The organism is Achromobacter sp. (assembly GCF_050285585.1).
GTDB lineage: Bacteria > Pseudomonadota > Gammaproteobacteria > Burkholderiales > Burkholderiaceae_B > Achromobacter.
In genome coordinates this window covers 18,302-39,758 of record NZ_JBLZXF010000039.1, presented here as the reverse complement: position 1 = coordinate 39,758, position 21,457 = coordinate 18,302, and the positions used below count along the sequence as shown (strand labels likewise).

Here is a 21,457-nt window from a genome sequence, read left to right as displayed (position 1 = left end):
GGATGTGGTACTGACGCCCCGGCGCAGTCTGTTCCGACGCCCTCTCGTCGGCTACAGGGGCGCGCAGCTTGGACAGCTCTGTGCGCAGGCGTTCGATCTCGTCGGCGGCTTCGCGCTCCATCTGCACCACGCGGGCATTGCCGTGTTCAGCTTCGTCCAGATCAGCGTTGTCGCGCAGGCGCTGGGTGATGTCGTCTTGTTGGGTCATAGGATCAGTCCTTATATGCGGCGGCGAAGGCGAGGCCGGCAAATACCACGGCGAGGATGGAGCCGATGAAAAACGGCGTGCCCAAATCATGGTTGGTGTGTGCAGAGGCATACCCCGTGGCGTAGGAGGCGATAGAGGTTGCAGCGGCTACCGCTGCGGCGGTTGCTGGTTTCATGATTTGCTCCCCACGCCTTGGCCGCTCTGCTGGACGGCGAGTTGCCAGCAGACGGGTTTCTCGGCATCCAGGCGGCGAACCAGCCCCAGCTTCTCCAGGTGCAGGAGCCACGCCCGCACGGCGCCGCTGTGCTGGTGCTGGCTGGTGCCGAAGCGCGGACGCACCCTGTCGGCCACATCCCGGGTCAGAAGCGCGCCCGGGCCTGCCAGCGCGGCGAGAACCTTCCGTTCGTATTCGCTGAGTTCCATCACGCATCCCCCTTACGTTGGGCTGCAATGGCGTCGAGGGCCGACCCCGCTGTTTCGCGCCAGTTGGTGCCATGTTTCAGGTAATGGCCCAGCAGGAAGTGAATCGTCGCCGCCTGCTCGTGCTCGGACTTGCGCTTGATGTCCTGGCCGTCTGCCCGCAGCCTTGCCGCGATACCGCCACACCTGAAGTTCGGGCGGCCTAAGATTTCGATGAGGTCGGCGTTCAGGGGCGGCAGTGCATCCTGGGCATCGCCAGCAGCGGAAGCGGGGCGGCGCCAGAGCGCCTCCGGCTCTTCTCCGACCTCGCAATAGGCGCGCGCTTCGACCACATCGAAGAACAGCATGCACGGCGAGCCGTCCTCGTCCAGCGTGAGATAGGCCGCCGGCTTCTCCTCCACCGTGGATGCGCCAGGGGCGCCCGCGCGGATCGCCGCATTGTGCTTGGCGTTCTCTTCGCCAGTCCGGATGCCGGCGGCGTACATCTCCTGGTCGCGGGCGGTGTTGCCAGTGCGCGCCAGCGTGTCGTCCTGCTGGGCTATCTCCACCGGCTCCAGCGGGCCGGGCTCGTCCTGCGAAAGGCCGTGCTTGATCTCGAATTCGGTCATGTCAGGCTCCTTGGGTCTGCATGGCGTTCAGGCGCATGCGTGCGTAGTTCAGCTTGATGACGTCCAGCTTTCCCAGCAGGCCGTCGATGGTGTTCACGCCGACGCGGATGGGCGCCAGCTCGTAGTCGTGCAGGATCACGCCGCGGCAAGCCCGCTTCTCGACCTGGATGAGCGCGGCCGCGCCGCCGGTGATCAGGCGCGCTTCGTGGGCGTGGCGCTCGTCATGCTCCAGGGTGAGCTGCAGCAGGTTGAACGCCCGCGCCAGCGTGTGCCAGGCATCCTCTGTGGGAGCGTTGGCCAGGCAGGAGTAGGCCGTGTGCAGGCTCATGCCGAACTCGTCGCGCAGCGGGCCCATGACGGGCAGGCGCGGCACGATGGGCCGGTGGGCCTTGTTGCGGCGGGGCTTGCGGGCGTGGGTCATGGTCTTCTCGGTATATGGAGGCCGGGCACCGGCGGCGGTCGGATGGGGGAGGGAGTCCCGCCGCCGGGCCGGCTGTTGATCAGTCGTCGTTGCCACCCAGGCCCAGCGAGCCCTGCTTTTCGACGGCGGGCTTGACGCTGATGTCCACCTCGCCGCCCAGGACCTCGTACAGGCGCTTTATCTGCTCGCCGGTGGGGTTGCACTTCACCCGGAAGCCGTAGCGCGCGCTGCCGCCTTCCATCAGATCCACGCTGAAGTGGTCGACGTCGGCGGTTTCGAAGTCGATGTCCGACGCGCCGCCCAGGCCGAAGCCGATCACGACCTGCGCACCCTTGAGTTCGTGCTTCAGGCGCAGCGCGCCGATCAGGTCGCCGAACTTGCGTACGGTCAGCGCGTCGGCTGGGCTGCCTTCGAAGATCTCTTCCTGGTCAGGCGGCGTCTCTTCGCGGCGGTACAGCGCATCGCGCAGCACCGGGTGGAACATGGCCAGGTGGCCGTTGCTGGCCGTGAAGGCGATCTTCAGGTCCGCGCCGCCGACCTTCTCGTCGCCGTGGTTCTCGGGGCGCACATTCAGGTGTGCGAGCGTAACTTTCTGGCTTTCAAGGCTGAACATTCGTCAGTCTCCTTGGGTGCTACGTTGGGGAAAGGGTCAGGCGGCTTTGCGCCGCAGGGTGGTTTCGTACTCGTCGACCAGCGCGGCGAACGGCATCAGGTCGTCGACCAGCCGGTCTATGTAGTCGTCGTCGCGCTTGAACTCGCGCAGCCACAGTTGCTTTCCAATCGACGCCAAGGCGGGGCAGTACAGGCCCAGGTGCCACCAGGTGCGGCCCGTGATCCACATGCAGCCCTGCACCTGATCCATGACCTCACTGGGGTCGTTGTCGATGTGAAAGGCGCGCAGCTTGTCCGGCGCCAGGAAACACTTGTATTCGCTGCCGCCCTGGGCCTGGATCAGGCCGTCGGCGCTGGCGCCGAAGATGCGGTCATCGGTCAGCACGAAGCCGGCGCGCTCGACCAGCAGGCCGGTCTGCATCTCATGCTCCATACGGGCCTCTGGTTCCAGCTCGTGCCCGCGGCGCATGGCCCAGTTCTGGTAGCCCTCGTCCAGCGCCTGCCCGGCGATGCGCTCGACCGCCAGGCGGAAGGCGTAGTTCTTGGCCTCGTCGGAGAAGTCGCCCACCGGCAGGCCGGCCAGCGCACGCTCGACGCCCTCGGCGCGCGGCGCGGTCTTGTAGCCGGCCTTCGCCGCCGCCTCCTTGGTGTCCATGCCGGCCTTCACGTAGGCCACGTACAGCGCCTGGCGCTCGTCCAGCGCACCGACGCGCTTGCGGGCCACCGAGAACATGCTTGCGGTGATCACGCCGGCGCGCGCGGCATGCCATTCCTCGCTGCCCTGCTCGCAGTTGACGATTAGCATCATTCGCTCCTGTTGTAGTCGCGGCCGAAGCCGTCGTCTTCCGGCGCGGTGGTGGCCGGCGCTTCGTCGATGGTCTTGCCATCGTCCGGCGGCGTATGGGTGGGCACGGCCTCGCCGCGCAGTGCCGCGCCGCGCGCCGCCACTGCGTCCTTGAAAGCGTCATAGGCGCGCTTGTCGTATTTGCCGTTCTGGCTGGCTTCCTTGATTGCATCCAGGCCGCGCTTCCAAACCGCAGCCACAGCGTCGGCGTCGGCAGCGTTCTGTACCTGCTGCATCAGATATGCCAGCTTGTCGGGGTCGAACACCGGCACGCCGGAGGCCAGCGCAACACCCTCGCCGCCATCGGTGTTCAGATGGTGGATTGCCTCGTTCAGACGTTCCGTCTTGGGCCAGTATTTGTAGGCGCGCTTGACGACCGTCTTCTTGATCATCTCGCCCGGGTCGGTAAGCCACGGATTGGTCTTGGTGTTGTCCGCCTTGTAGGCCTTCCAGGCCTCCGAGCGGTCGCGGATCTCGTGGACTTCGTCGATGCTCATCGGCTCGGTGAGGTAGTCGCCGTCGGCAGTCTTGACAACCACATAGACGCCGACGACCGGGCCACGGTTCTTGGAGAATGGGTTGTAGCGGTGCTCCGGCTCCTGGTCGAAGCCGCGCATTTCGAAGGCGTCGTTTTCGTGCACGAGTCGGGCCTGGCCCCAGCGGATGGAGCCGGTGGCCACGGCCAGGTCCATGAGGCCGATATAGCTGACGTCCAGGCACACGCGCAGACTGCCTCGTACCTTGCGCGGCACCAGATAGGCCTGCTTTTTGGCTGGGTTCAGGCTGATGCCGATCGCTGCGATGTTGTTGACGGCATTCACCACGGCCTGGCGGTCGTTCATGGCGGCCTTCAGCAGGTAATCGCTTTGCTGGATTACCTGAATGGCAAAGCCGGCCTCGCTATCGAAGTTGATCGAGGTGTCCGTCAGCGCTGCAGTGAAGCTCGCCCGCGTGTTGTATATGTCGCTGGTGATGATTTCGAGGTTGTTGCTCACGTTCATTCCTTGGCGGCCACAGCGGTCTTGCCGCAGCCTTCGCAGGTGGGGTAGGGGGTGGACTGGCTGTCCAGCGTCGGGCCCAGCACGCAGGCCATGAGGATGCCGGCGGCCAGGGAGGCGGTGCCGATCAGCAGGTCGCCGTGGGCGCGCAGGAGGCGGCGGATCATTGGGCACCTCGCGCGGCCAGCATGGCGTCGGCCATCCGATAGGCCTCCCGTGCGATCTCGTCGTGCGACCAGCCGTGGTGCGTGTCCATCGCCCAGAACGCCGTCAGTTGCGCTTGCATGGCCTTGCCAGCAAAGTCGTCGCGCAGGGTCTTGCCCATGGCGTCGGGGCACGTGCTGCCTTCGTACTGCACGGGGAACGCCGGGCCGCCGTCGTTGATCTTGTTCATGTATTTCTCCGGTGGCGCGCCATCAAGGCGTCGCCGATCAATGCGATTGCGTAAAGGGCGCACAGGCCCCAGATGGCGGCGGCCATCATTTGCGCCGCCATTCGACGATCGCGTCATATAGGCACAGCGCACCGATCAGGAAGAAGACGATCACAGGTAGGCCTCCAGCTCGTCGAGGTCCATTTCCGCCAGCAGGTTGTTGGCGGTCTTTTCGATATGGGCTTCCAGCCTGTCCTGCAGGAACGCATGGATGCGCGGGCAGGACGCCGCCGCGAGGATCACCAGCGCGGCGCCGGCCTGGTTGTCGGCCAGCTCGTTCAATAAGCTCTCGCCCCAGATGCGGGCCGACAGGCCAAAGGCGCCGGCGGTCTGGTTGGACAAGCACGCGCGGACCGCGGCGACTGCAAAAGCGCGGGACACGGTGGGTGCGTCTTCGTCGTACTCGTTCGGCAGAGAGCCGGGCGGCGCGGTGCGGGTCGGGTCGTCGCGCAGCTGCTCGAAATGTTGGCGGGCGTTCATGTCAGTTCCTTGCGTCGCCGGCGGCGGTTTGCTGCTGCACGACCTGCGCGAGGTTGCCGTAGTGCGCGACGGGGTCGTCCGCCTCCTTGACGAAGGTGATCTTTACGTCATTGGCATCGCCCACGTGATCCCAGAGATAGCTGGGCAGCTCTTCGTACTTCGCCAGCACCAGCGCATCTTCTTTGGTGTCCGCGTGGACGGTGATGATCTGCTCGCTCGTGCGCGTCTCGGTTCGGCGCATCACGACCTGGAAAGCTTTGCGTTGCATGGATGTCTCCTTGCCCCGGCACCCGGGGCGGGTGGGGGTTAGGAGCGGGCCTGGGCAGCTTCGATGGCCGATTCGGCGATCCAGTCGGCCATTTGGGCCGGGTAGAAGCCGTTCCGCTGCCATTTGCCGAGGGTGGTGCTGATCAGATGGCAGTAGGCCTTCCCGTCGCGCCGAGCGCCAATCGAGGCGATGTGCCACGGCTTGCCGTCGTGCTGGATCTTGATGAGGTTGCCCATGCTGTTCTCCCTGATTGCTCACCGGGTGGTGAGGCGTTGGGAGAAATAATACTGATGTATTTTTCTTGGGTCAATACAAAAGTATTTTTATCAGCTAAATTTTTGCCCCGAGGCTGTCGGGGCGGTTTCAGGGACGGGCTACCCGGTCTTTCGTTCCGCTTCCACGCGAGAGACTTTCAGCTTCACCATGGCAAGGATGTCTTCCCTGTCGGCCTCCGGCAGCGCGGCATATTGTTCAGGGGTGATCCCAGGGAAGGGCCAGGCGCTGGTTGCCTCGCCCTTGCCGCTTTCAAGCCATTCCGGCCGGACGCCGAGGGCGGCAGCAATCTGAACTAGGTAGCGTGAAGAATCATTGCGGCCGGCTTCGATATGGCCGATCGTGCCCTGGGATAAGCCGATGCGCTTGGCCAAGTCCCCCTGGGTCATTTCCCGCGCTTTACGGGTGTCGCGTATACGGTCGCCGATTGTCGTCATGGATGGATTGTGCTGGCGTCAATTAATACATGGGTATTCATAAATTGCTTGCAGGAAAAATACATAAGTATTAGGATCGGCACTTATGGACACACGAACCGTCATTGCCGAACTGCGCGGCCTTGGGAAATCTCAGGCCGCCATCGCCGCCGAATGCGACTTGTCGCAAGGCGCCATTTCGCACATCGAGACCGGTAGGCGCAAAGACGTGCGCGCAAGCACGCATGAACGTCTGGTTGCTGCGCTCGAAAAGGCGAAAGCCGAGCTCGCGGAATCGGATCAAGGAGCTGCATAGATGGACGCCATTCTTCAACGCATTGCAGAGGATCTACAGGCGCGGGCCGAGCGGATCCGGTCGGAGCCGAGCCATGCGTGATCCTGATCTGAATGCGCCGTTACGCCACCACTTCGGTGGCGGCGGTGGCACGAACGCCCCGTACCAGCGGCTGGTCAGTTTAGTGAGCCAGGCGGCGGGGGCTGATCCGTTGGTGTGTTCGTCGCGATCAGTTCCGCCATTTTCTGGGACCACTCGGCTGGTATTAGGTACGCAAGCCAGCCGCGGCCCTGGTCTCGGATTTGAAGAATCACGCCTTGGCCACCCATATCGGCGGCGACAAACCACCGAGGATTCACCACTGTCGTCACTGGTTCCAAGAGGTTGGGGTCGTTGGCTACCGGCGGCGACATTCTTGCTCGGATTTCTGCTAGCGCTTCTTGCAGTTTTTCTAGATCGCTGGCTACGAGGACTTCCTTGATGCCTCCCACTTCCATTTCGACGTTCGATTCGTCCACCAGGTTGAATTTGAATTCGACGGCCATGCCTTGCCCCTCCCGTAAGGGTTTCGTGTGTGAGAACCGAAAGCATAGCCCGCAGGGGCAGGGCGCCCATTCAATGCACAGCCACGCCGACGCGGTCGTCCGTGGCCCAGGCCATGCGGTCGCGCTCATTGCACAGCTCACGGAACAGGTCCATCACCGCGGCCTCGCTCGGGTCAACGAAGGTCCGGCGCGCGATGTCCTGGGCGTGGTTCAGCAGCTTTTCGGTTTCGGTCAGTTTTTTCATGCCGCCAGTGTGCGCGGCCCCGCGTGGAACCGCACGCAGCTCTTTTTGAACAAGGATGTATCCACATGAACGCGCCTGCACCGGTGCAATTCCAGATGCAAAAGCCCTCCATGGAGCGCGCCTTTCGTCAGGCGCTGACCGATCCGAGCGTGCGCGCCGACGTGCGCGACAGGCTGGGCTGGGACGATTCCCAGGTGAGCCGCTTTCTGTCGGGCCAGATGGGCCTGACCATCGACAAGATCGATGCGGCGGTGGAGTGCCTGGCCATGGTGATCACCTCCCGCAAGTACCTGGACTTCCTCGCCTACGGCGCCCAGGTCGGCACGGCGTGCTACTGCGTGCGCGCCGGCATGGGCGAGTGCGGAACGAGGTAGACATGCGCCAGCGCCTGCACAACCCCCGCACCTTCTTGCTGATCGGCGCGAGCCAGCAGGCCGCCGCGCAGACGTTCCTGGCCAACCTGCCGCTGGATGCTGACGAGCCGCTGGAAGTGGTCATCCGCGAGCGCAAGAAGCCCCGCAGCGCCGCCCAGAACGCGTTCTCGCATGCTTGGTACGAAGAGATTGCCCGCGCGCTGCCGGAAGACGACGCGCTGGGCTGGAAGTGCTACTGCAAGCTGCACCACGGCGTGCCGATCCTGCGCGCCGAAGATGACGATTTCCGTCAGGCCTACGACGGCGCCATCAAGGGCCTGCCATACGAACGCAAGCTGCTGGCGATGCGTGTATTCCCGGTCACGTCCCGGATGAGCACGCGCCAGCTCACCAAATACGCCGATGCGGTGCGCGATGACTTTGCCGCGCGCGGCGTCCTTCTTGAAGTGGAGGCGCTCTGATGCGCGACTACGCCAAGATCGTCCCGACCTGGACGGATTTCAAAGGCCGCATTTGGCCTGAGGTTCAAAGCCAGAGACGTCTCAAATTCAAGTATCCGTCGCATGCCGCGTTGCGCGCGCACATTTTCCATCGGGACGGATTCGCGTGCGTCCGGTGCGAAGCGCGCGCGATTGAGGTTCCTGCGGACTATTCGGGCCGGGACACTCTGTTCACCAATACGTTCGTGAGCAGCGGAAACCGCGACATGCTGGTGCTTGACCATGTCCTGACCCTTCGGGCGGGGGGCCGCAACGTCATCGCGAATTTCCAGGCTCTCTGCGAGACATGCAATAAGCGCAAGCAGCGCGAAGACAAGGCCGCCATTGCTGGGGTAACGAAATGAGCAAGGAAACTACCACCGAGAAGACGCCCCAGTCACGACGCTATCGCAAGATTGCCGTGCGCATGTGGGGTGATGAGAAGTTCAACGCTTTGAGCGCTCTGCCGCCGTGTGGCCAGGGTCTATGGCTCTACCTGCTGACCGGGCCTCACACCAGCAACATCCCTGGTCTGTTCCGCGTCGGTCGCGCTGCGCTGGCTGAAGAGTTGGATTGGGAACTGGAAGACTTCGACAAAGCCTTCCAGGAAGCCTTAGACCAAGGCATGGTGAAAGCTGACTGGAAAGCCAAGGTTGTGTGGATTCCCAACGCCGTTTCCTACAACCTGCCGGAGTCGCCGAACGTGGTTGCGTCATGGGGTGCAGCCTGGGATTTGATCCCCGAATGCGACCTGAAACGCGAGGCGTTTGAAGTGCTGAAAGCCAGCATTCATGCGGTCTCAGAGGCTTACGGTAAGTCTTTCGATAAGGCTTTCTCGAAGCCTTCTGCTAAGCCTTCCCGTAAGACTATCGGTAATCAGGAGCAGGAACAGGAGCAGGAACAAGAACAGGATAAAACCAATCCCCCCCAACCCCCCGTGGCCGGGGGGTGCCCCGGAACCCTGACCGAAAAAAAGGCTCGGGTGAAGTCCGAACGCATGACCCTGAAAACCTTCCTGGACCGTTGCCGAACCTCGGGCGAGCGCCCGATCGGTGGCTACGAGCCGTTGCAGCACTACATCGCCGAGGCGAAGCTGCCGGTGGAATTCGTGAACCTGGCTTGGGCCGAGTTCAAACGGGACTTTGGGCCTGGCGGCAAGCGTGAGCGCAAGCAGCAAGCGCTGTGGCGCCGGCATTTCCAGAACTTCGTCGAGGGCAACTTCTACCGCCTCTGGTACGCCAAGCCGCAGGGTGACGGCATTGCCTACGAGCTGACGACGGTTGGCCTGCAGGCGCAGATGGCCCAGCAGACCCGGGAGGCCGCATGAACGCCCCGCATCCCTTGGCCGGCCTGGAAGCCGAGCAGCAACTTCTGAGCTGCCTGCTGGCGAGCTCCACCCACTTCGACCGCATCGGGCCGCTGCGCGCCGAGCACTTCTACGCCGCGCGCCACCAGGCGATTTTCCAGCAGATCGAGGCGCTGGTCGCGGGCGGCATCGAGCCCGACAGCCTGGCCGTGTACGACCGCCTGATGGCGCACGATCCGGAACACGCGGATCTGGCCTACCTGAGCAGCCTGCTGACCACGTTTTTCGGCGCGAACGTCGAGCACTACGTGAACGTGGTGATCGAGCGCAGCCGCCGCCGGCAGTTGGCGCAGCTCGGCGACCTGATGGCCCAGGCCGCCGCGACGGAGCTGGCCACGCCCGTAATCGACATCATCGACCGCGCGCAGGGCGAGCTGCAGGACATGCTGGCCGAGCGCCAGAGCGACGAGCCGGTGCACGTGGCCGACGACATGCAGGAGTTCCTGGACGACCTGGACCGCCGGAGCCGCGGGGAAGGGGAGCAGGCCATGTCCACGGGCTTCACGGATCTGGACGAACACATGGGCGGCGGCATCCGGCCGGGCAATCTCATCGTGGTGGCCGGCCGGCCGAAGATGGGCAAGACGGCGCTGGCGCTGAACATCGCGCGCAACGTGGCCGATCAGCACAAGGTACTGGTGCTGTCGATGGAAATGGGCCGCAAGGAGTTGCACGCGCGCAACGTGGCCGCCCTGGGGAAGATGCCGCTGGCGCACCTGGTGGATGCCAAGAAGATGCAGGGCAACGACTGGGCCCGGGCCACCGTCGGGAGTGAACTGCTGTCCGCCCTGGGCCTCTTCGTGCACAACCAGGGCGAGATGACCCTGGCGCAGGTGCGCGCCGCGGCCCGCGCGCAGCAGCGCAAGCATGGCCTGGACCTGCTGGTGATCGACTACCTGCAGCTTATGCGCGGCGACGGTGACACCCGCAACGCACAAATCGAGCAGATCACGCGCGGCTTGAAGGGCATGGCCATGTCCATGGGCATCGGGATCATTGTGCTGTCGCAGTTGAATCGCAACGTCGAGGCCCGGCCGAACAAGCGCCCGATGGCGTCCGACCTGCGCGACTCCGGCGCCATCGAGCAGGACTGCGACGCCGCGCTCTTCCTGTATCGGGACGAGGTCTACAACGAGGCCACCACCGACCGGGGCATCTGCGAAGTCAACGTCGGCCTGAACCGCCAGGGGCACCCCGGGCGCGTCGGCCTTTCCTTCATCGCCAACGAAAGCCGGTTCGAGAACCTTGCCGCCGGCTGGGAGTTCGGGCGCCCGCAAAAGCCGATCTATTCCGGAGGCTTGAGAGACTGATGGACCACCTGCACACCCTCGAATGGTCGCAGCGCCAGGGCCTGTTCCACATCCAGCCGCTCGCCAGCGCGCTGGAGAAGAATCAGGCCTCGTTCGCCTGCAACGCCAAGACCGATTACATCCCCGTCATCGTCGGCACCCGCGCCCAGTGCGAGGAGTTCGCCGACAAGATGCGCCACGTGCTGCACCGCCGCGCAGGAGCCGAAGCTTGAACACCACACCCAACCTCACCGACCCCTACGACCCGATGGCCGGCACGCTGGCGGGCAGCTACACGCGCGCGCACGTTTCGCCGTCTGTTCGCCTGATCCTGCCGTACCCGATCAGCGCGAACCGCTACTGGGCCAGCCGCACGGTCAAGCCGAAGGGCAAGCCGGCATTCACCAGCACCTACGTCACGACCGAGGCCAAGGCCTACAAGGCCTATGTGCAGCAGCTGGCTCTGGTGGCTGGCGTGCGCAAGCCGATCGCTGGCCGGGTGCGGGTCGAGTTCACCCTGTATCCGAACCGGCCGCAGGACTGGCAGAAGCGCATGCGCAAGGACGGCGCGGCCTGGGATGACACCGTGCAGTGCCTGGACCTGGACAACGCCCAGAAGGTCGTGCTGGACAGCCTGAAGGACGTAGTGTTCCAGGATGACGCCTGGGTGCGCGAGATCAGCGCCCGCCGGGCCGAGCCGGACGAGTTCGGCGCGCGGCTGGTGGCGGTCGTCACGCCGTTGGCCGTCGAGCAGCCGCAGACCGACCTCTTTGGCGCCGTGGCGCAGGAGCGCAAAGCATGAGCACCCACGAGCAGACCGCGCGCAACGCGGAAATCGTCCGGCGGCGCCTGGCGGGCGAGGCCACCGGCGCGCTGGCGCTGGAGTATCAGGTCACGGCCACGCGCATCGCGCAGTTGGTGCGCCGCCACCGGGAGAAGGCCGGCGAGATCCCGGCCAGGCCGCGCACCAAAGCACCTGCCAAGCGGGAGAAGCCAGCCGAGCGCATCCGGTCGCGCCTGCGCAAGGTCGAGCTGGGCCTGTGGCTGTGCGCCGGCGGGGGCCTTGAGCGCCGCGGCGAGACGCATTGGGAGGCATACAACCGCTGGCTGAAAGCGTCGGTGGCCGGCCACGTCGCCGCCCACTTCGCACCCTACGCGCCGCAGGCCACCGAGCCCGAGCAGCCCTACGCCGGGCCGGTCACCGTCGTGCCAGGCACCAAGGTGGCGCCGCGCGCGCTGACCATTCCGCCGGCCATGCGCTTCGCCATGGAGCGCGCCGGCCTGGCGCAGACGCGCCTGCTCACCCTGGGCGAGGCCTGACCATGGACCGCCTGCTCGACGTCGATGCTTTCCCCGTCGGTATGCGCGTTCTGACGCCTACCGGCCGGCTGGGCGTCGTCGTCGCGCACAAGGGCGCCGAATCCAAGGAGGACGCCCACGAGCGCTGTCTGGTCCGCTACCTGGACCGCGGCGGCCGCGACCGCGCCACCGTCTCCCTGATGCCCAGCCTTCTCAAGCCGGCGAGCGCCGGCCCGCAATTGGAATTCCCTTTCGAGGATCACGCAGCATATGGCCAAATCTCCGCTCACCCCTAAGGTTCAGCGCTTCATCGACGAGTACCTCATCGACCTGAACGGCGCGGCCGCCGCCAAGCGGGCGGGGTACAGCGCCAGGACGGCCAAGGAGATCGCTTACGAGCTGCTGGGTAAGCCTGCCGTCGCCGAAGCGATCACCGCCGCGAAGGCCGCGCGCGCCGCTCGGGTAGAGGTCGACCAGGATGCAATCCTGCGCAAGCTGCTGGCGGCGGTGCACACTGACCGCAACGGGCTGACCCAGTACCGCCGGATCTGCTGCCGGTACTGCCACGGCGAGGCCCACCGATACCAGCGCACCGCAGGGGAAATGGAGCGCGACCGCGCCGAGCACCGGGTGAAGCTGGCCGCCCACAAGGCCGACAAGAAGAAGCCCAACCCCGGGCGGTTCGACCCGCAGGGCGGTATCGGCTACCACAAGCTCCGCGACCCGCACCCTGATTGCCCGGAGTGCTTCGGCGAGGGAATCGGCGAGACGTTCGTCCAGGACACGCGCAACCTGACCCCCGAGCAGGCGGCGATCTTCGACGGCGTCGAGCAGACGCGCGAAGGCCTGCGCATCAAGACGTTCGACCTGGGCCGCGCCACCGAGCTGGTGATGCGCCACGCCGGCATGCTGCACGACAAGGTCGACCACACCACCAAGGGCGAGAAGCTGCCGGCCAACACCGGCCCGGCCGTCCTGAACGTGACGATCGGAAAATGAGCGCGCTCGACATCCACCTGCACCCGAAGCAGGGCCTGCTGCTGCAGAGCGTGGCAACGGAAATCCTGTTCGGCGGCGCGGCCGGCGGCGGCAAGTCCTTCGTGATGCGCGCCCTGGCCATCATCTGGTGCTCGATGATCCCCGGACTGCAGGTCTACCTGTTCCGCAGGACGCTGGACGACCTGATCAAGAACCACATCGAGGGGAGCCGGGGCTTTCGCGCGATGCTGGCGCCATGGGTGCTTACCGGGCGCGTCCAGATCATCGACTCTGAAATCCGGTTCTGGAACGGCTCCAAGATCTACCTCTGCCACTGCCAGCATGAAAAGGACCGGTTCAAGTACCTGGGCGCCGAAATTCACGTCCTGCTGATGGACGAGCTGACCACCTTCACCGACACCATCTACCGCTTCCTGCGCACGCGGGTGCGGATGACATCCGTGGATCTGCCGGCGGAGTATCGCGGCTGCTTCCCGCGGGTCTTGGCCGGGTCCAACCCCGGCAACGTCGGCCACGGCTGGGTCAAGGCGGCCTGGGGCCTAGGCAAAGACGGCGCCCACGAGCCTATGGAGATCTGGCGCACGCCGGACGAAGAGGGCGGCATGCTGCGGCAGTACGTGCCGGCGCTGCTGGAGGACAACCCGACCATGGCCCAGGACGATCCGACCTACCGCGCGCGCCTGCGCGGCCTGGGCTCGGCCGCCGTGGTGCGTGCATTCGAAAAAGGGGACTGGGACGCGGTGGCGGGGTCCTTCCTGGAAGGCGTGTTCGATCCCGACCGCCACATCATCAAGCCTTTCGCCATCCCGCACACCTGGAAGGTGTGGAAGGCGATGGACTGGGGCTTCGCCAAGCCCTACAGCGTGGGCTGGTGGGCGCTGTCGAACGATGGCGTTTTCTACCGCTGGCGCGAGTTGTACGGCTACGGCGGCAAGGCCAACGTGGGCAGCCGCGAGGAAGCCGCCGCCGTGGCCAGGCGCATCAAGGAAATCGAGACGCACGATGAGCGGCTCGGGTACGACTACCGCCACAACATCGCTGACTCAGCCATCTTCAGCGAGCAGGGCACCGAGAGCATTGCCCGCGCGTTCAGGCAGGGTGGTGTCCTCTGGCGGGAAGCTGCGAAGGGCGGCGGCTCACGGATCAACGGCGCACAGCGCATTGTCGACCTGCTGATGGCGGACCGGCTGAAGGTGTTCGACTCCTGCCGGCACTGGATCCGCACCGTTCCGCTGCTCATGCCAGACCAGAACCGCCTGGAAGACGTGGATACCTCGATGGAGGATCACGCCTGGGACGAGACCATGTATGCAACGGGCCCGATCCGTCGCGCGCCGGATGAGCAAGATCGACAAAAATCCCGCGACCCGGAGGAACAGACGCAGACTGATGCCCACGGAAATCACCGGATCCATGTGCAATGAACCCTGATGAACTGACCTCGCAGCCGGCCGCCGCAGGAGACCCCGCCGAGGCGCCGGCCGAGCTGAAAAAACCCGAATCCGACGAGCTGGCCAAAAGCTGGGCCAAGGCTATCGCGCGCGCGCGCAAGCACTGGGAGAAGGTGAACAAGCGAATCGCTCACAACCGGAAGAAGGTGGCCGGCTTCAACTGGGCGCGCGATCCTGGCACCCAGGAGTTCGTCGATCCTCGGGCGAATCTGATCTTCTCGACAGCACAGGCGACGCTGCCGAACATCTACGCCCGCAACCCGGATGTATCGGTCACGGGGGCCTGGCGGAATGGCGACGTGCGCCTGTTCTGCGAGACGCTCGAGACGATCCTGTCCAAGCAGATGCGCCGAGCGAAGCTCAAGAGCCGGATGAAAATGTCGGTGCTCAGCGCTCTGACCGAGTATTTCGGCGTCGTGAAGGTGACGTATCAACGCGACATCCGCACCGACCCCATCATCCGAGACCGGATGAACGACGCGCAGGACAACCTGGTGCAGCTCGAGGGGCTTATCCAGCAGCTGGAAGATCCCGACAACCGTAGCGAGGCCGAGCTGAAACGGCGCGAACTGGAGGATACTATCCGCGGCCTGGAGTCGAAAACCGAGATCGTTGCAGCGGAAGGCTTGGTCATCGATCGTGTGCTGTTCGACAACATGATCATCGACCCGGACGTGGTCGAGTTCGACGACTACGAGAACGCCAACTGGTTGGCCCAGGCCATCCCTATGCAACGTGGCGCCGCGGAGGCGCTGTACAAGGTGGACCTGAAAAGCGCCAAGGCTTTCAAAGGCGCGCGCGGCACGATGGGCGACGACAAGCCGGAGGCTGTGCAGCCGGCCGGAATCTTCGGCGGTGTGGGCCAGGCGGCGCCCGGAGGTGACGAGGAAACCATCTGCATCCTGGAGATCTGGGACAAGCGCACCCAGCTGGTGCACACCATGGCGGACGGCTGCGAGTTCTTCTGCCGTGAATCCTACGCAGTGGAGGCTGTGGGGCAGCGCTGGTATCCCTACTTCATCCTGCCATACGCGGTGTTGCCTGGCCAGTTCGTGGCGCCGTGCCTGGTCGACCTGACCGAGAAGCTCCAGAACGAACACAACGAGACCCGGGACAAGTTCGCAGCCCACCGCGAGATCAACAAGCCGGGGTGGATCGGCGACCGGGAATCGATCGACCAGAGGAATGTGACACGCTTCAAAGATTCCGTGCTGGGCGAGATAACGCTGGTGGACGCCGGTGACCGGGCGCTCAATCAGGTGATCATGCCCAAGCAGTCGATCCCGGTGAACCCTGCCGACTATGACACGGCGCCTATCCGGTTCGATTGGGAGCAGGTGACAGGCCTTCAGGATGCGGCGCGGTCAACGATCGTCCAGCCCAAGACGGCGACCGAGGCCAGCATCATGCAACAGTCGCTGTCTGGCCGCACCGCGGAGTTCCGCGACAAGCTGGAGGACTTGCTGCTGGAAGTGGACGAATATGCCGCCCAGATCCTTCTGCAGGAGCTGACGCCAGCGCAGGTCGAACGCTACACCGGACCCAACGATGTCGAGGAAACGATCGATCCGATGACGGGCGTGCCCATGCCTGTGGTGAAGCCGGCCTACGACTGGCCGCAGCTGAACCGGGATCAGATCTTCGACATGGTCGAGATCAACATCATTCCAGGCACGACGGGCGCGCCTGACAAGGCCCAGTCGCAGGAGATCTGGACCAGGGCGTTCCCCGTCGTGCAGCAACTGATCACGCAGATCATGCAGTGCGCCGCGCAAGGGATCGACTACTCGCCCCTGGAGGCGCTCCTGCGGGAGACGCTCAAGCGGTTCGACGACCGGATCGATGTGGATCAGTTCCTGCCGAAGCCGAGCGCGCCCGCCGCTCCGGCCGCTCCGCCTCAGGCCTCGCCCGGCATGCTGGGGGCCGTTGCCCCCGGTGGCCAGCAGCCGGCCGACGATCCCATGGCCGCCATCCAACAGGGTGGCGCTATCCCCGGCGCGCCCGGCCAGGCGCCCGCAATCCCCGCAGTAGCCCAGTAGGAGAGCATATGGACCCCGAAGAACTCGACAACCAAGGACAGGACCTGGAAACCCCGGACACCGGGGGCACGCCCGCGCCGGGCGGCGACGGCCAGGACGGCGAGGTCGTAGGATCGGCCACCGAAGCGCTGCTGGATTCGCTCAGCGCAGGCGGCGAGGCCGAGCAACAACAGCGTCAGCGAGACACGCTCGGCCGTTTCGTCGCGACCGACGCCGCACCGGCGACGCCCGGAGCCGCGCCGATCCAACCGCCGGCACTCGCGGCGAGCGCAGCCCCGGCCGCCACGGCCAAGCCTGCGGCGCCGCCATCTCCCGACCAAGAAGACGCGGAACTGCTCGCGGGCATCAAATCCGAGCGCGGCCGCGCGCGCGTGCAGCAGATCATCGAGGCGCGCAAGGAGGCCGAGGGCGAGGTGGCGGCCGTGCGCGAGTTGGTGCACGCCGCCGGCATGACGGCCGAGACGTTCAGCCAGCACATCGAATTCTCGCGCCTGGCCAACTCCAACGACCCTCGCGACCTGCAGCAGGCCGCCCAGATGCTGGAGCAGACGCGGGCCGATCTGTATCGGAAGCTTGGCCAGGACGCGCCGGGCGTTGACGCGCTGTCGGACTTCCCCGATCTGGCGCAGCAGGTGCAGAACCTGGCCATGCCGCGCGAGACGGCGCTCGAGGTGGCGAGGATGCGTCGCGAGCAGCAGGCCATCCAGGCGCAGCGCCAACAGGTCCAGCAGACCGAATTGGAGACTGCGCAGTTTCATCAGGCCGTCGCCAAGGCGCAGCAGTCGCTGGAGAGCTATGTCCAGACCCGGGCGCACGAGATTGACCACCCGGCTCGCATGAAGGCGCTGGAGACGTATTTCTCTGATCCGCGCAAGCTGCAGGAATTCGCGACCACCTACCAGCCGCACCAGTGGCCGAACGCCATTCGAATGCTCTACGACAACGTGCAGGTGGCCCAGCCGCGGCGTACGGGCCCGGCGCCGATCAGTAGTCGTGCGGCATCGCTCGGCCGGCCGGTGACCGCCGCTTCCCAGCAGCCGGAAGAGCGGATCATGAGCCTGATCGACAACATGGGGCTGTGACAGAAGACGGAAACGACAAAAATCCTTGACCAAAGCCGGTAGATCGCATACTGGCAGTGCCATGGGTGCTGTGGGGCAAGACGGCCCGGCCGGAATCGCGTTAGCTGGCACGCGCAACCAGCCCGGTCGGGCCCGTCTCCTGCAACACCCTCATACCGAATTTGTCGCTGTATCGCCGGGGTCGCGTCCGGTAGCGCCACCAGTCCCTTCAAGACGCAGTAAGCCGAGAATCGCGCGCGGCAGGAGAGGGCAGGAATACCAGTTTGGCGTCCTGGGCCGGTGTGGAAGTTGGCTTTTTGCAACTTTCATTCTTGGAGCGACAAATGCCCATTTCTCCCGCTGATCTGGCGGAACTGTCCAAGGTCTCCCTGGACGAGTATCTGCGAAACGAACCGGTCGACAACATCGGTACCGAGCACCCGCTGCTCAAACGCCTCATGGCCAAGCAAAAGCGCTTCCTGGGCGCCCGCTTGAACGTCGTCGAAAACGTCCGCAAGGGCTATGGCTCGAATTTCGGCTGGGCCTACGGCGAGGCGCCGGTGGTCTTCAACAAGCGCAACACCACCGAGCCGGCCGCCTTCCCCTGGAAGCGCTGCGTGGACGCGCTGTATCTGGACTATGACCGCCTGTACGGCAACGGCATCGAGGTCCGCGAAGGCGACCGCGGCGCCTACAAGCTGGAGCAGAACGAGAAGGTCCAGCTGGTGAACCTGCTGAACGAGCAGAACACCTCCCTGCGCCTCGGCTTCGAAGAAAAGCTGGACATCGACCTGCACCGCGACGGCACCAGTTCGGCCGACGCCGTTCCCGGCCTGGACGCGCTGATTTCTACCACGCCGGCGGTCGGCACTGTGGGCGGCATCGATGCGGCCACGCAGACCTACTGGCGGAACTTCGCCCAGACGGGTATCAGCACGGCCACGAAGGGCAACCTGGCCGAGGCCATGGAAGGCGGTCATCGCGCGTGCATCCGTAACGGCGGCACGCCAGACTTTTACCTGGCCGGCAGCGATTTCATCGACGCCTACCGCAAGGAGCTGACCATCACCAACAACGCCGAATCGGGTAGCGCCAAGAAGGTGGATGTGGGCGTGGGCACGGGCGTCAGCACCGGGCTGTACTTCAAGGGCGCCGAGATCCTGTGGGACCCGACCTTCAGCGAGCTGGACGCGCTGGATACGCCCACGGTTCCCTGGGAAAAGCGCTGCTACATGATCAACACCCGCCATCTGACCTATCGCAACGACGGCATGGACATCGTGCAGCCGACGCGCCCGCACGACATCCTGGCCCTGTACCTGATGGTCAAGCTGCGCGTGGTGCTGTCCACGGCCCGCCGCAACGCTCACGCGGTCTTCGCGATCGCCTAACCGGCCACCGGGCGGCCATCGCATGGCCGCCCGGGCCATTTCGCAGAGGAAACCATGTCCGAAACCCTGAAAATCAATGTCATCGCGGTCTTGGTGCGCCGCGACGCCCAGACCACGACGCAAACCACCGTCGCCCTGCACGAGGCTGGCCTGCTCCGCAGCATCTACGGCAAGGAGAACGTCACGGGAGCCGAAGTCGTCGCCCAGCGCGACATCGACCCCAACATCGAGCAGAACCGGCTGGTGGCGAAGTACGGCCCCGAACTCGTCGAAAAGGTGTTCGGCGACGAGGAAAGCGGACGGCTGCTGGAAGCGCTGAAGAAGGCCGCGGCGGACTCCAAGGCTGCCCAGGCCGCCGGCGACGGTAAGGCCGGGCGCGGCGGCCGATCGGGTGCTGCTGCCCCGGCCGCCGGCGACGGCGCGCCGCAGGAGTAAGCGGCCATGGCGCAGCCCCCAGCCTACAACCGGACCAAGGATTTCGGCGCCGACTACCCGGACCAGACCGACAACCAGGCCATTAACACGGAACTGGATGCCGTTTCGGCATCGGTGAATGGAATCCGGGCCAATCTGGCCCTGATCCAGCGGGACGACGGCGGGCTGCGCGATGGCATCGTGAGCAAGGACTCGCTGGCCCAGTCCCTCAAGGACGAGCTGTATGCCGAGTTCTCGGGCAACATCAATGACAGCGTGCTGGAGGCCCAGCAGGCTGCAGTGGAGGCGACGAACGCGGCGGCCGCGGCAAATGCAGACGCGTCCACGGCCTCGGCCGCGAAAGCGGATGCTCAAACGGCCGCGGCTAGCGCTCAAGTGAGCGCCGCATCCGCCAGTGGGAGCCAATCGGCCGCAGCGACTTCGGCCACTGCGGCGCAGAGTTCCGCCACCGCCGCGGCCAGTAGCGAGGCGAGTGCGTCCAGTTCGGAGGCGGCGGCAGCCTCGTCGGCGACGGCAGCCGCCACATCGGCGACTGGGGCGGCGGGCAGCGCGACGACCGCGACGGGCGCGGCGGCAACCGCGACTACCGCCAGGAACGATGCTCAGGCCGCAGCAACATCCGCGACAGGAAGCGCAACGGCGGCTGCCGGCAGCGCAACGCTGGCTCAGGACTGGGCGACCAAGACCAGCGGCCCTGTGGCGGGTGGGGAATATTCGGCCAAATACTACGCCGCCCAGGCGTTGGCGGCCGTCCAGGTTCTCCCACCGCTGCACAGGAGCGGCGGGAAGGTTTCTGCGACCACCACCGCAGCGACAGTTGGGGCCGGCGCGTGGCGCGACAGTATAAACGCGGTCGATATGCGGCTCGCGGCTCCTATATCCAAATTGTTGCAGGCGTCAGGGGCCTGGACGGCGGGGAACAACCAGAACGGTCTGTTCTCAGGCGCGAAGGCACCGAACACTTGGTATCACTTCTTCGTTATCCGCCGAGACAGCGATGGGTTAATCGACGCGGGTTTTGACACTTCCCTGACTGCGGCAAATCGCCCGGCGGGATGGTCGGCATATCGGCGTGTTTGGTCGGTTCTGACCACGGCAGCGGCTGATATTCGCGCATTTTTCCAATCGGGCGCGGAGTGCCTGTGGCAGACGCGATTTGATATCGCCAACGGGCTGAACGTCACTGGGGCGGATCAGCTTCTCTCCGTTCCAGTGCCGAGCGGTATGGCGGCGAGGGCATACCTGGGGTTGTCGGCGCAGCCGGTGGGATCCAGTACTGCGGTCTCGGTCTACACACCGGGGATGGCGTGGCAAACCGGAAACAATGGCTTTTATGACGTCATCGCCTCCACCACGTACACCCACGCAAATGCGAAGTATGTGCTGACCAACACTTCCGGCCAAATCGCCATCCGCAGCAACGTCGCCCAGACCGGCTTTCTGGCCCTGGCTGCAATCGGCTATGTCGACCCCTTCGAGGATTAGAGATGCCTTACATCCAACGAGACAGCGACGGCAGGATCGTGCAGGTTTGGGGGGAATACCCGCAGCCCGGGATTGCCGAAGAATGGATTGACCAAGTGCCCGAGGGCGCCTCGCCGGTGATCTCTGTCGTTTCGAGATATCGGGCCTTCGCCGCAATGCTTCAGGCCGGCGTTCTGGAGCAAGTCCGCGCTTGGGCCGCGGACCCGGCAACTGACCCGTTGCACCGGCTCGCCTTTGAAACGGCCACTGAGTTCCGGTCCGACAGTCCGGCGCTCATCGCTGGCGCGCAGGCCCTGGGCTGGACGTCGGTCGACCTGAAGAACCTGTTTCTCATCGCAGAAACGATCCAAATATAGGAGACATGATGGGTGAACCGACAAGCACCACCGCGGCGGTCTCGACCGTGTTCCTAACGACTGGCCTGGCGACTGCGCTGCCCGGGGTGGACGGCAACGCGCTGATCGGTGCGTTCGCCGGCGCCGTCGTGATGACCCTGAGCAGCAAGGAGACCAAGGTGCTGGCGAAGTTCTGCTATGCGCTGGTTTCGTTCATCGCGGGCTATCTGGCCGCGCCGGACGTGGTCAACCTGACGCCTATTCAGCAAACCGGCGCAGCGGCCTTCCTGGCATCGGCGTCCATCGTTGCGCTGGTACAGATCGGCATCGAGAAGATCCGTTCATTCGATGTCAACGCATTTTTCAACCGGAACCGGGGAGGGGGCTGA

35 protein-coding genes are annotated in these 21,457 nt (G+C 65.0%); 19 read left to right on the top strand and 16 right to left on the bottom strand.

The annotated features are described in order from the left end of the window. From ACN6PJ_RS27655 to ACN6PJ_RS27590, 14 genes are all read right to left on the bottom strand, one after another. Positions 1 to 208, bottom strand: a 208-nt coding sequence (locus ACN6PJ_RS27655; protein WP_427998968.1) for a hypothetical protein, incomplete at its 3' end; no start/stop codon positions are given. A gap of 4 nt (positions 209 to 212) precedes the next feature. Then, entirely contained in the window at positions 213 to 383 is a 171-nt protein-coding gene (locus tag ACN6PJ_RS27650) for a hypothetical protein (protein ID WP_427998967.1), read from the bottom strand. Then, on the bottom strand, positions 380 to 631 hold the full coding sequence (locus ACN6PJ_RS27645) for a hypothetical protein (RefSeq protein WP_427998966.1): 252 nt from the start codon (positions 629 to 631) through the stop codon (positions 380 to 382). The genes ACN6PJ_RS27650 and ACN6PJ_RS27645 overlap by 4 nt, the downstream gene beginning before the upstream one ends. Then, positions 631 to 1,236: a hypothetical protein gene (locus ACN6PJ_RS27640; RefSeq protein ID WP_427998965.1), complete on the bottom strand. Its 606-nt coding sequence runs from the start codon at positions 1,234 to 1,236 to the stop codon at positions 631 to 633. The genes ACN6PJ_RS27645 and ACN6PJ_RS27640 overlap by 1 nt, the downstream gene beginning before the upstream one ends. A 1-nt stretch (position 1,237) precedes the next feature. Continuing rightward, positions 1,238 to 1,657: a hypothetical protein gene (locus ACN6PJ_RS27635; protein WP_241061307.1), complete on the bottom strand. Its 420-nt coding sequence runs from the start codon at positions 1,655 to 1,657 to the stop codon at positions 1,238 to 1,240. A 79-nt stretch (positions 1,658 to 1,736) separates the two neighbouring features. Continuing rightward, positions 1,737 to 2,270: a hypothetical protein gene (locus tag ACN6PJ_RS27630; protein WP_427998964.1), complete on the bottom strand. Its 534-nt coding sequence runs from the start codon at positions 2,268 to 2,270 to the stop codon at positions 1,737 to 1,739. Between the two features lie 36 nt (positions 2,271 to 2,306). After that, positions 2,307 to 3,077: a lambda exonuclease family protein gene (locus tag ACN6PJ_RS27625; protein WP_427998963.1), complete on the bottom strand. Its 771-nt coding sequence runs from the start codon at positions 3,075 to 3,077 to the stop codon at positions 2,307 to 2,309. Further along, positions 3,074 to 4,108: a recombinase RecT gene (locus ACN6PJ_RS27620; RefSeq protein WP_427998962.1), complete on the bottom strand. Its 1,035-nt coding sequence runs from the start codon at positions 4,106 to 4,108 to the stop codon at positions 3,074 to 3,076. The genes ACN6PJ_RS27625 and ACN6PJ_RS27620 overlap by 4 nt, the downstream gene beginning before the upstream one ends. A gap of 2 nt (positions 4,109 to 4,110) precedes the next feature. Beyond that, complete coding sequence (locus ACN6PJ_RS27615; protein WP_427998961.1) at positions 4,111 to 4,278, bottom strand: hypothetical protein; 168 nt, start codon at positions 4,276 to 4,278, stop codon at positions 4,111 to 4,113. After that, the gene (locus ACN6PJ_RS27610) at positions 4,275 to 4,505 is read right to left on the bottom strand and encodes a hypothetical protein (RefSeq protein ID WP_427998960.1); all 231 of its coding nucleotides are present in this window, start codon (positions 4,503 to 4,505) and stop codon (positions 4,275 to 4,277) included. The genes ACN6PJ_RS27615 and ACN6PJ_RS27610 overlap by 4 nt, the downstream gene beginning before the upstream one ends. Positions 4,506 to 4,655: 150 nt before the next feature. Then, complete coding sequence (locus ACN6PJ_RS27605) at positions 4,656 to 5,024, bottom strand: hypothetical protein (RefSeq protein ID WP_427998959.1); 369 nt, start codon at positions 5,022 to 5,024, stop codon at positions 4,656 to 4,658. A 1-nt stretch (position 5,025) separates the two neighbouring features. After that, positions 5,026 to 5,292 (bottom strand): hypothetical protein, encoded by a 267-nt coding sequence (locus tag ACN6PJ_RS27600; RefSeq protein WP_427998958.1) that lies wholly within the window; start codon positions 5,290 to 5,292, stop codon positions 5,026 to 5,028. A 38-nt stretch (positions 5,293 to 5,330) separates the two neighbouring features. Then, a complete protein-coding gene (locus ACN6PJ_RS27595) occupies positions 5,331 to 5,528 on the bottom strand; it encodes a hypothetical protein (protein WP_343499680.1) in 198 nt (65 codons plus the stop codon). Between the two features lie 138 nt (positions 5,529 to 5,666). Next, complete coding sequence (locus ACN6PJ_RS27590; protein WP_427998957.1) at positions 5,667 to 6,002, bottom strand: helix-turn-helix domain-containing protein; 336 nt, start codon at positions 6,000 to 6,002, stop codon at positions 5,667 to 5,669. 85 nt (positions 6,003 to 6,087) lie between these two features. On the opposite strand from ACN6PJ_RS27590, the gene ACN6PJ_RS27585 reads away from it, so the two are divergent. Next, positions 6,088 to 6,297 carry a helix-turn-helix domain-containing protein gene (locus ACN6PJ_RS27585; RefSeq protein ID WP_427998956.1) on the top strand — a complete coding sequence of 70 codons (210 nt, stop codon included), beginning with the start codon at positions 6,088 to 6,090 and terminating at the stop codon, positions 6,295 to 6,297. 155 nt (positions 6,298 to 6,452) lie between these two features. Here the strand turns inward: ACN6PJ_RS27585 and ACN6PJ_RS27580 are convergent, their stop codons facing one another. Together ACN6PJ_RS27580 and ACN6PJ_RS27575 are read right to left on the bottom strand one after the other, a co-directional pair. Then, complete coding sequence (locus ACN6PJ_RS27580) at positions 6,453 to 6,821, bottom strand: hypothetical protein (protein WP_427998955.1); 369 nt, start codon at positions 6,819 to 6,821, stop codon at positions 6,453 to 6,455. 70 nt (positions 6,822 to 6,891) lie between these two features. Further along, positions 6,892 to 7,065, bottom strand: coding sequence for a hypothetical protein (locus ACN6PJ_RS27575; protein ID WP_427998954.1), 174 nt, complete (start codon positions 7,063 to 7,065; stop codon positions 6,892 to 6,894). Between the two features lie 95 nt (positions 7,066 to 7,160). On the opposite strand from ACN6PJ_RS27575, the gene ACN6PJ_RS27570 reads away from it, so the two are divergent. The 18 genes from ACN6PJ_RS27570 (at position 7,161) to ACN6PJ_RS27485 (ending at position 21,457) form a co-directional block, all read left to right on the top strand. Further along, the gene (locus ACN6PJ_RS27570) at positions 7,161 to 7,439 is read left to right on the top strand and encodes a DNA-binding protein (protein WP_427998969.1); all 279 of its coding nucleotides are present in this window, start codon (positions 7,161 to 7,163) and stop codon (positions 7,437 to 7,439) included. A 2-nt stretch (positions 7,440 to 7,441) separates the two neighbouring features. Beyond that, entirely contained in the window at positions 7,442 to 7,900 is a 459-nt protein-coding gene (locus ACN6PJ_RS27565; protein ID WP_427998953.1) for a recombination protein NinB, read from the top strand. After that, on the top strand, positions 7,900 to 8,283 hold the full coding sequence (locus tag ACN6PJ_RS27560; protein ID WP_421600938.1) for an HNH endonuclease: 384 nt from the start codon (positions 7,900 to 7,902) through the stop codon (positions 8,281 to 8,283). Before ACN6PJ_RS27565 ends, ACN6PJ_RS27560 begins: the two co-directional genes overlap by 1 nt. Beyond that, positions 8,280 to 9,245, top strand: a complete 966-nt coding sequence (locus ACN6PJ_RS27555) for a hypothetical protein (RefSeq protein WP_427998952.1) — start codon at positions 8,280 to 8,282, stop codon at positions 9,243 to 9,245. The genes ACN6PJ_RS27560 and ACN6PJ_RS27555 overlap by 4 nt, the downstream gene beginning before the upstream one ends. Next, positions 9,242 to 10,594, top strand: a complete 1,353-nt coding sequence (locus tag ACN6PJ_RS27550; RefSeq protein ID WP_427998951.1) for a replicative DNA helicase — start codon at positions 9,242 to 9,244, stop codon at positions 10,592 to 10,594. Before ACN6PJ_RS27555 ends, ACN6PJ_RS27550 begins: the two co-directional genes overlap by 4 nt. Continuing rightward, positions 10,594 to 10,806, top strand: a complete 213-nt coding sequence (locus ACN6PJ_RS27545; RefSeq protein WP_427998950.1) for a hypothetical protein — start codon at positions 10,594 to 10,596, stop codon at positions 10,804 to 10,806. The genes ACN6PJ_RS27550 and ACN6PJ_RS27545 overlap by 1 nt, the downstream gene beginning before the upstream one ends. Further along, positions 10,803 to 11,375, top strand: coding sequence for a RusA family crossover junction endodeoxyribonuclease (locus ACN6PJ_RS27540; RefSeq protein WP_427998949.1), 573 nt, complete (start codon positions 10,803 to 10,805; stop codon positions 11,373 to 11,375). Before ACN6PJ_RS27545 ends, ACN6PJ_RS27540 begins: the two co-directional genes overlap by 4 nt. Beyond that, positions 11,372 to 11,893: a hypothetical protein gene (locus ACN6PJ_RS27535; protein WP_427998948.1), complete on the top strand. Its 522-nt coding sequence runs from the start codon at positions 11,372 to 11,374 to the stop codon at positions 11,891 to 11,893. Before ACN6PJ_RS27540 ends, ACN6PJ_RS27535 begins: the two co-directional genes overlap by 4 nt. 2 nt (positions 11,894 to 11,895) lie before the next feature. After that, positions 11,896 to 12,168 (top strand): hypothetical protein, encoded by a 273-nt coding sequence (locus ACN6PJ_RS27530; RefSeq protein WP_427998947.1) that lies wholly within the window; start codon positions 11,896 to 11,898, stop codon positions 12,166 to 12,168. Next, a complete protein-coding gene (locus ACN6PJ_RS27525; protein WP_427998946.1) occupies positions 12,143 to 12,871 on the top strand; it encodes a terminase small subunit in 729 nt (242 codons plus the stop codon). Before ACN6PJ_RS27530 ends, ACN6PJ_RS27525 begins: the two co-directional genes overlap by 26 nt. Beyond that, positions 12,868 to 14,295: a terminase large subunit domain-containing protein gene (locus ACN6PJ_RS27520; RefSeq protein ID WP_427998945.1), complete on the top strand. Its 1,428-nt coding sequence runs from the start codon at positions 12,868 to 12,870 to the stop codon at positions 14,293 to 14,295. The genes ACN6PJ_RS27525 and ACN6PJ_RS27520 overlap by 4 nt, the downstream gene beginning before the upstream one ends. Next, positions 14,292 to 16,361 carry a hypothetical protein gene (locus tag ACN6PJ_RS27515; RefSeq protein WP_427998944.1) on the top strand — a complete coding sequence of 690 codons (2,070 nt, stop codon included), beginning with the start codon at positions 14,292 to 14,294 and terminating at the stop codon, positions 16,359 to 16,361. Before ACN6PJ_RS27520 ends, ACN6PJ_RS27515 begins: the two co-directional genes overlap by 4 nt. A gap of 8 nt (positions 16,362 to 16,369) precedes the next feature. Beyond that, positions 16,370 to 17,443, top strand: a complete 1,074-nt coding sequence (locus ACN6PJ_RS27510) for a hypothetical protein (protein ID WP_427998943.1) — start codon at positions 16,370 to 16,372, stop codon at positions 17,441 to 17,443. Positions 17,444 to 17,766: 323 nt separating this feature from the next. After that, positions 17,767 to 18,813, top strand: coding sequence for a phage major capsid protein (locus ACN6PJ_RS27505; protein WP_116791450.1), 1,047 nt, complete (start codon positions 17,767 to 17,769; stop codon positions 18,811 to 18,813). Positions 18,814 to 18,867: 54 nt separating this feature from the next. Further along, positions 18,868 to 19,248, top strand: coding sequence for a hypothetical protein (locus ACN6PJ_RS27500; RefSeq protein WP_427998942.1), 381 nt, complete (start codon positions 18,868 to 18,870; stop codon positions 19,246 to 19,248). Between the two features lie 6 nt (positions 19,249 to 19,254). Beyond that, positions 19,255 to 20,733, top strand: a complete 1,479-nt coding sequence (locus ACN6PJ_RS27495) for a hypothetical protein (RefSeq protein WP_427998941.1) — start codon at positions 19,255 to 19,257, stop codon at positions 20,731 to 20,733. Between the two features lie 2 nt (positions 20,734 to 20,735). Next, positions 20,736 to 21,089 carry a hypothetical protein gene (locus tag ACN6PJ_RS27490; protein WP_427998940.1) on the top strand — a complete coding sequence of 118 codons (354 nt, stop codon included), beginning with the start codon at positions 20,736 to 20,738 and terminating at the stop codon, positions 21,087 to 21,089. 8 nt (positions 21,090 to 21,097) lie between these two features. Further along, entirely contained in the window at positions 21,098 to 21,457 is a 360-nt protein-coding gene (locus ACN6PJ_RS27485) for a putative holin (protein WP_427998939.1), read from the top strand.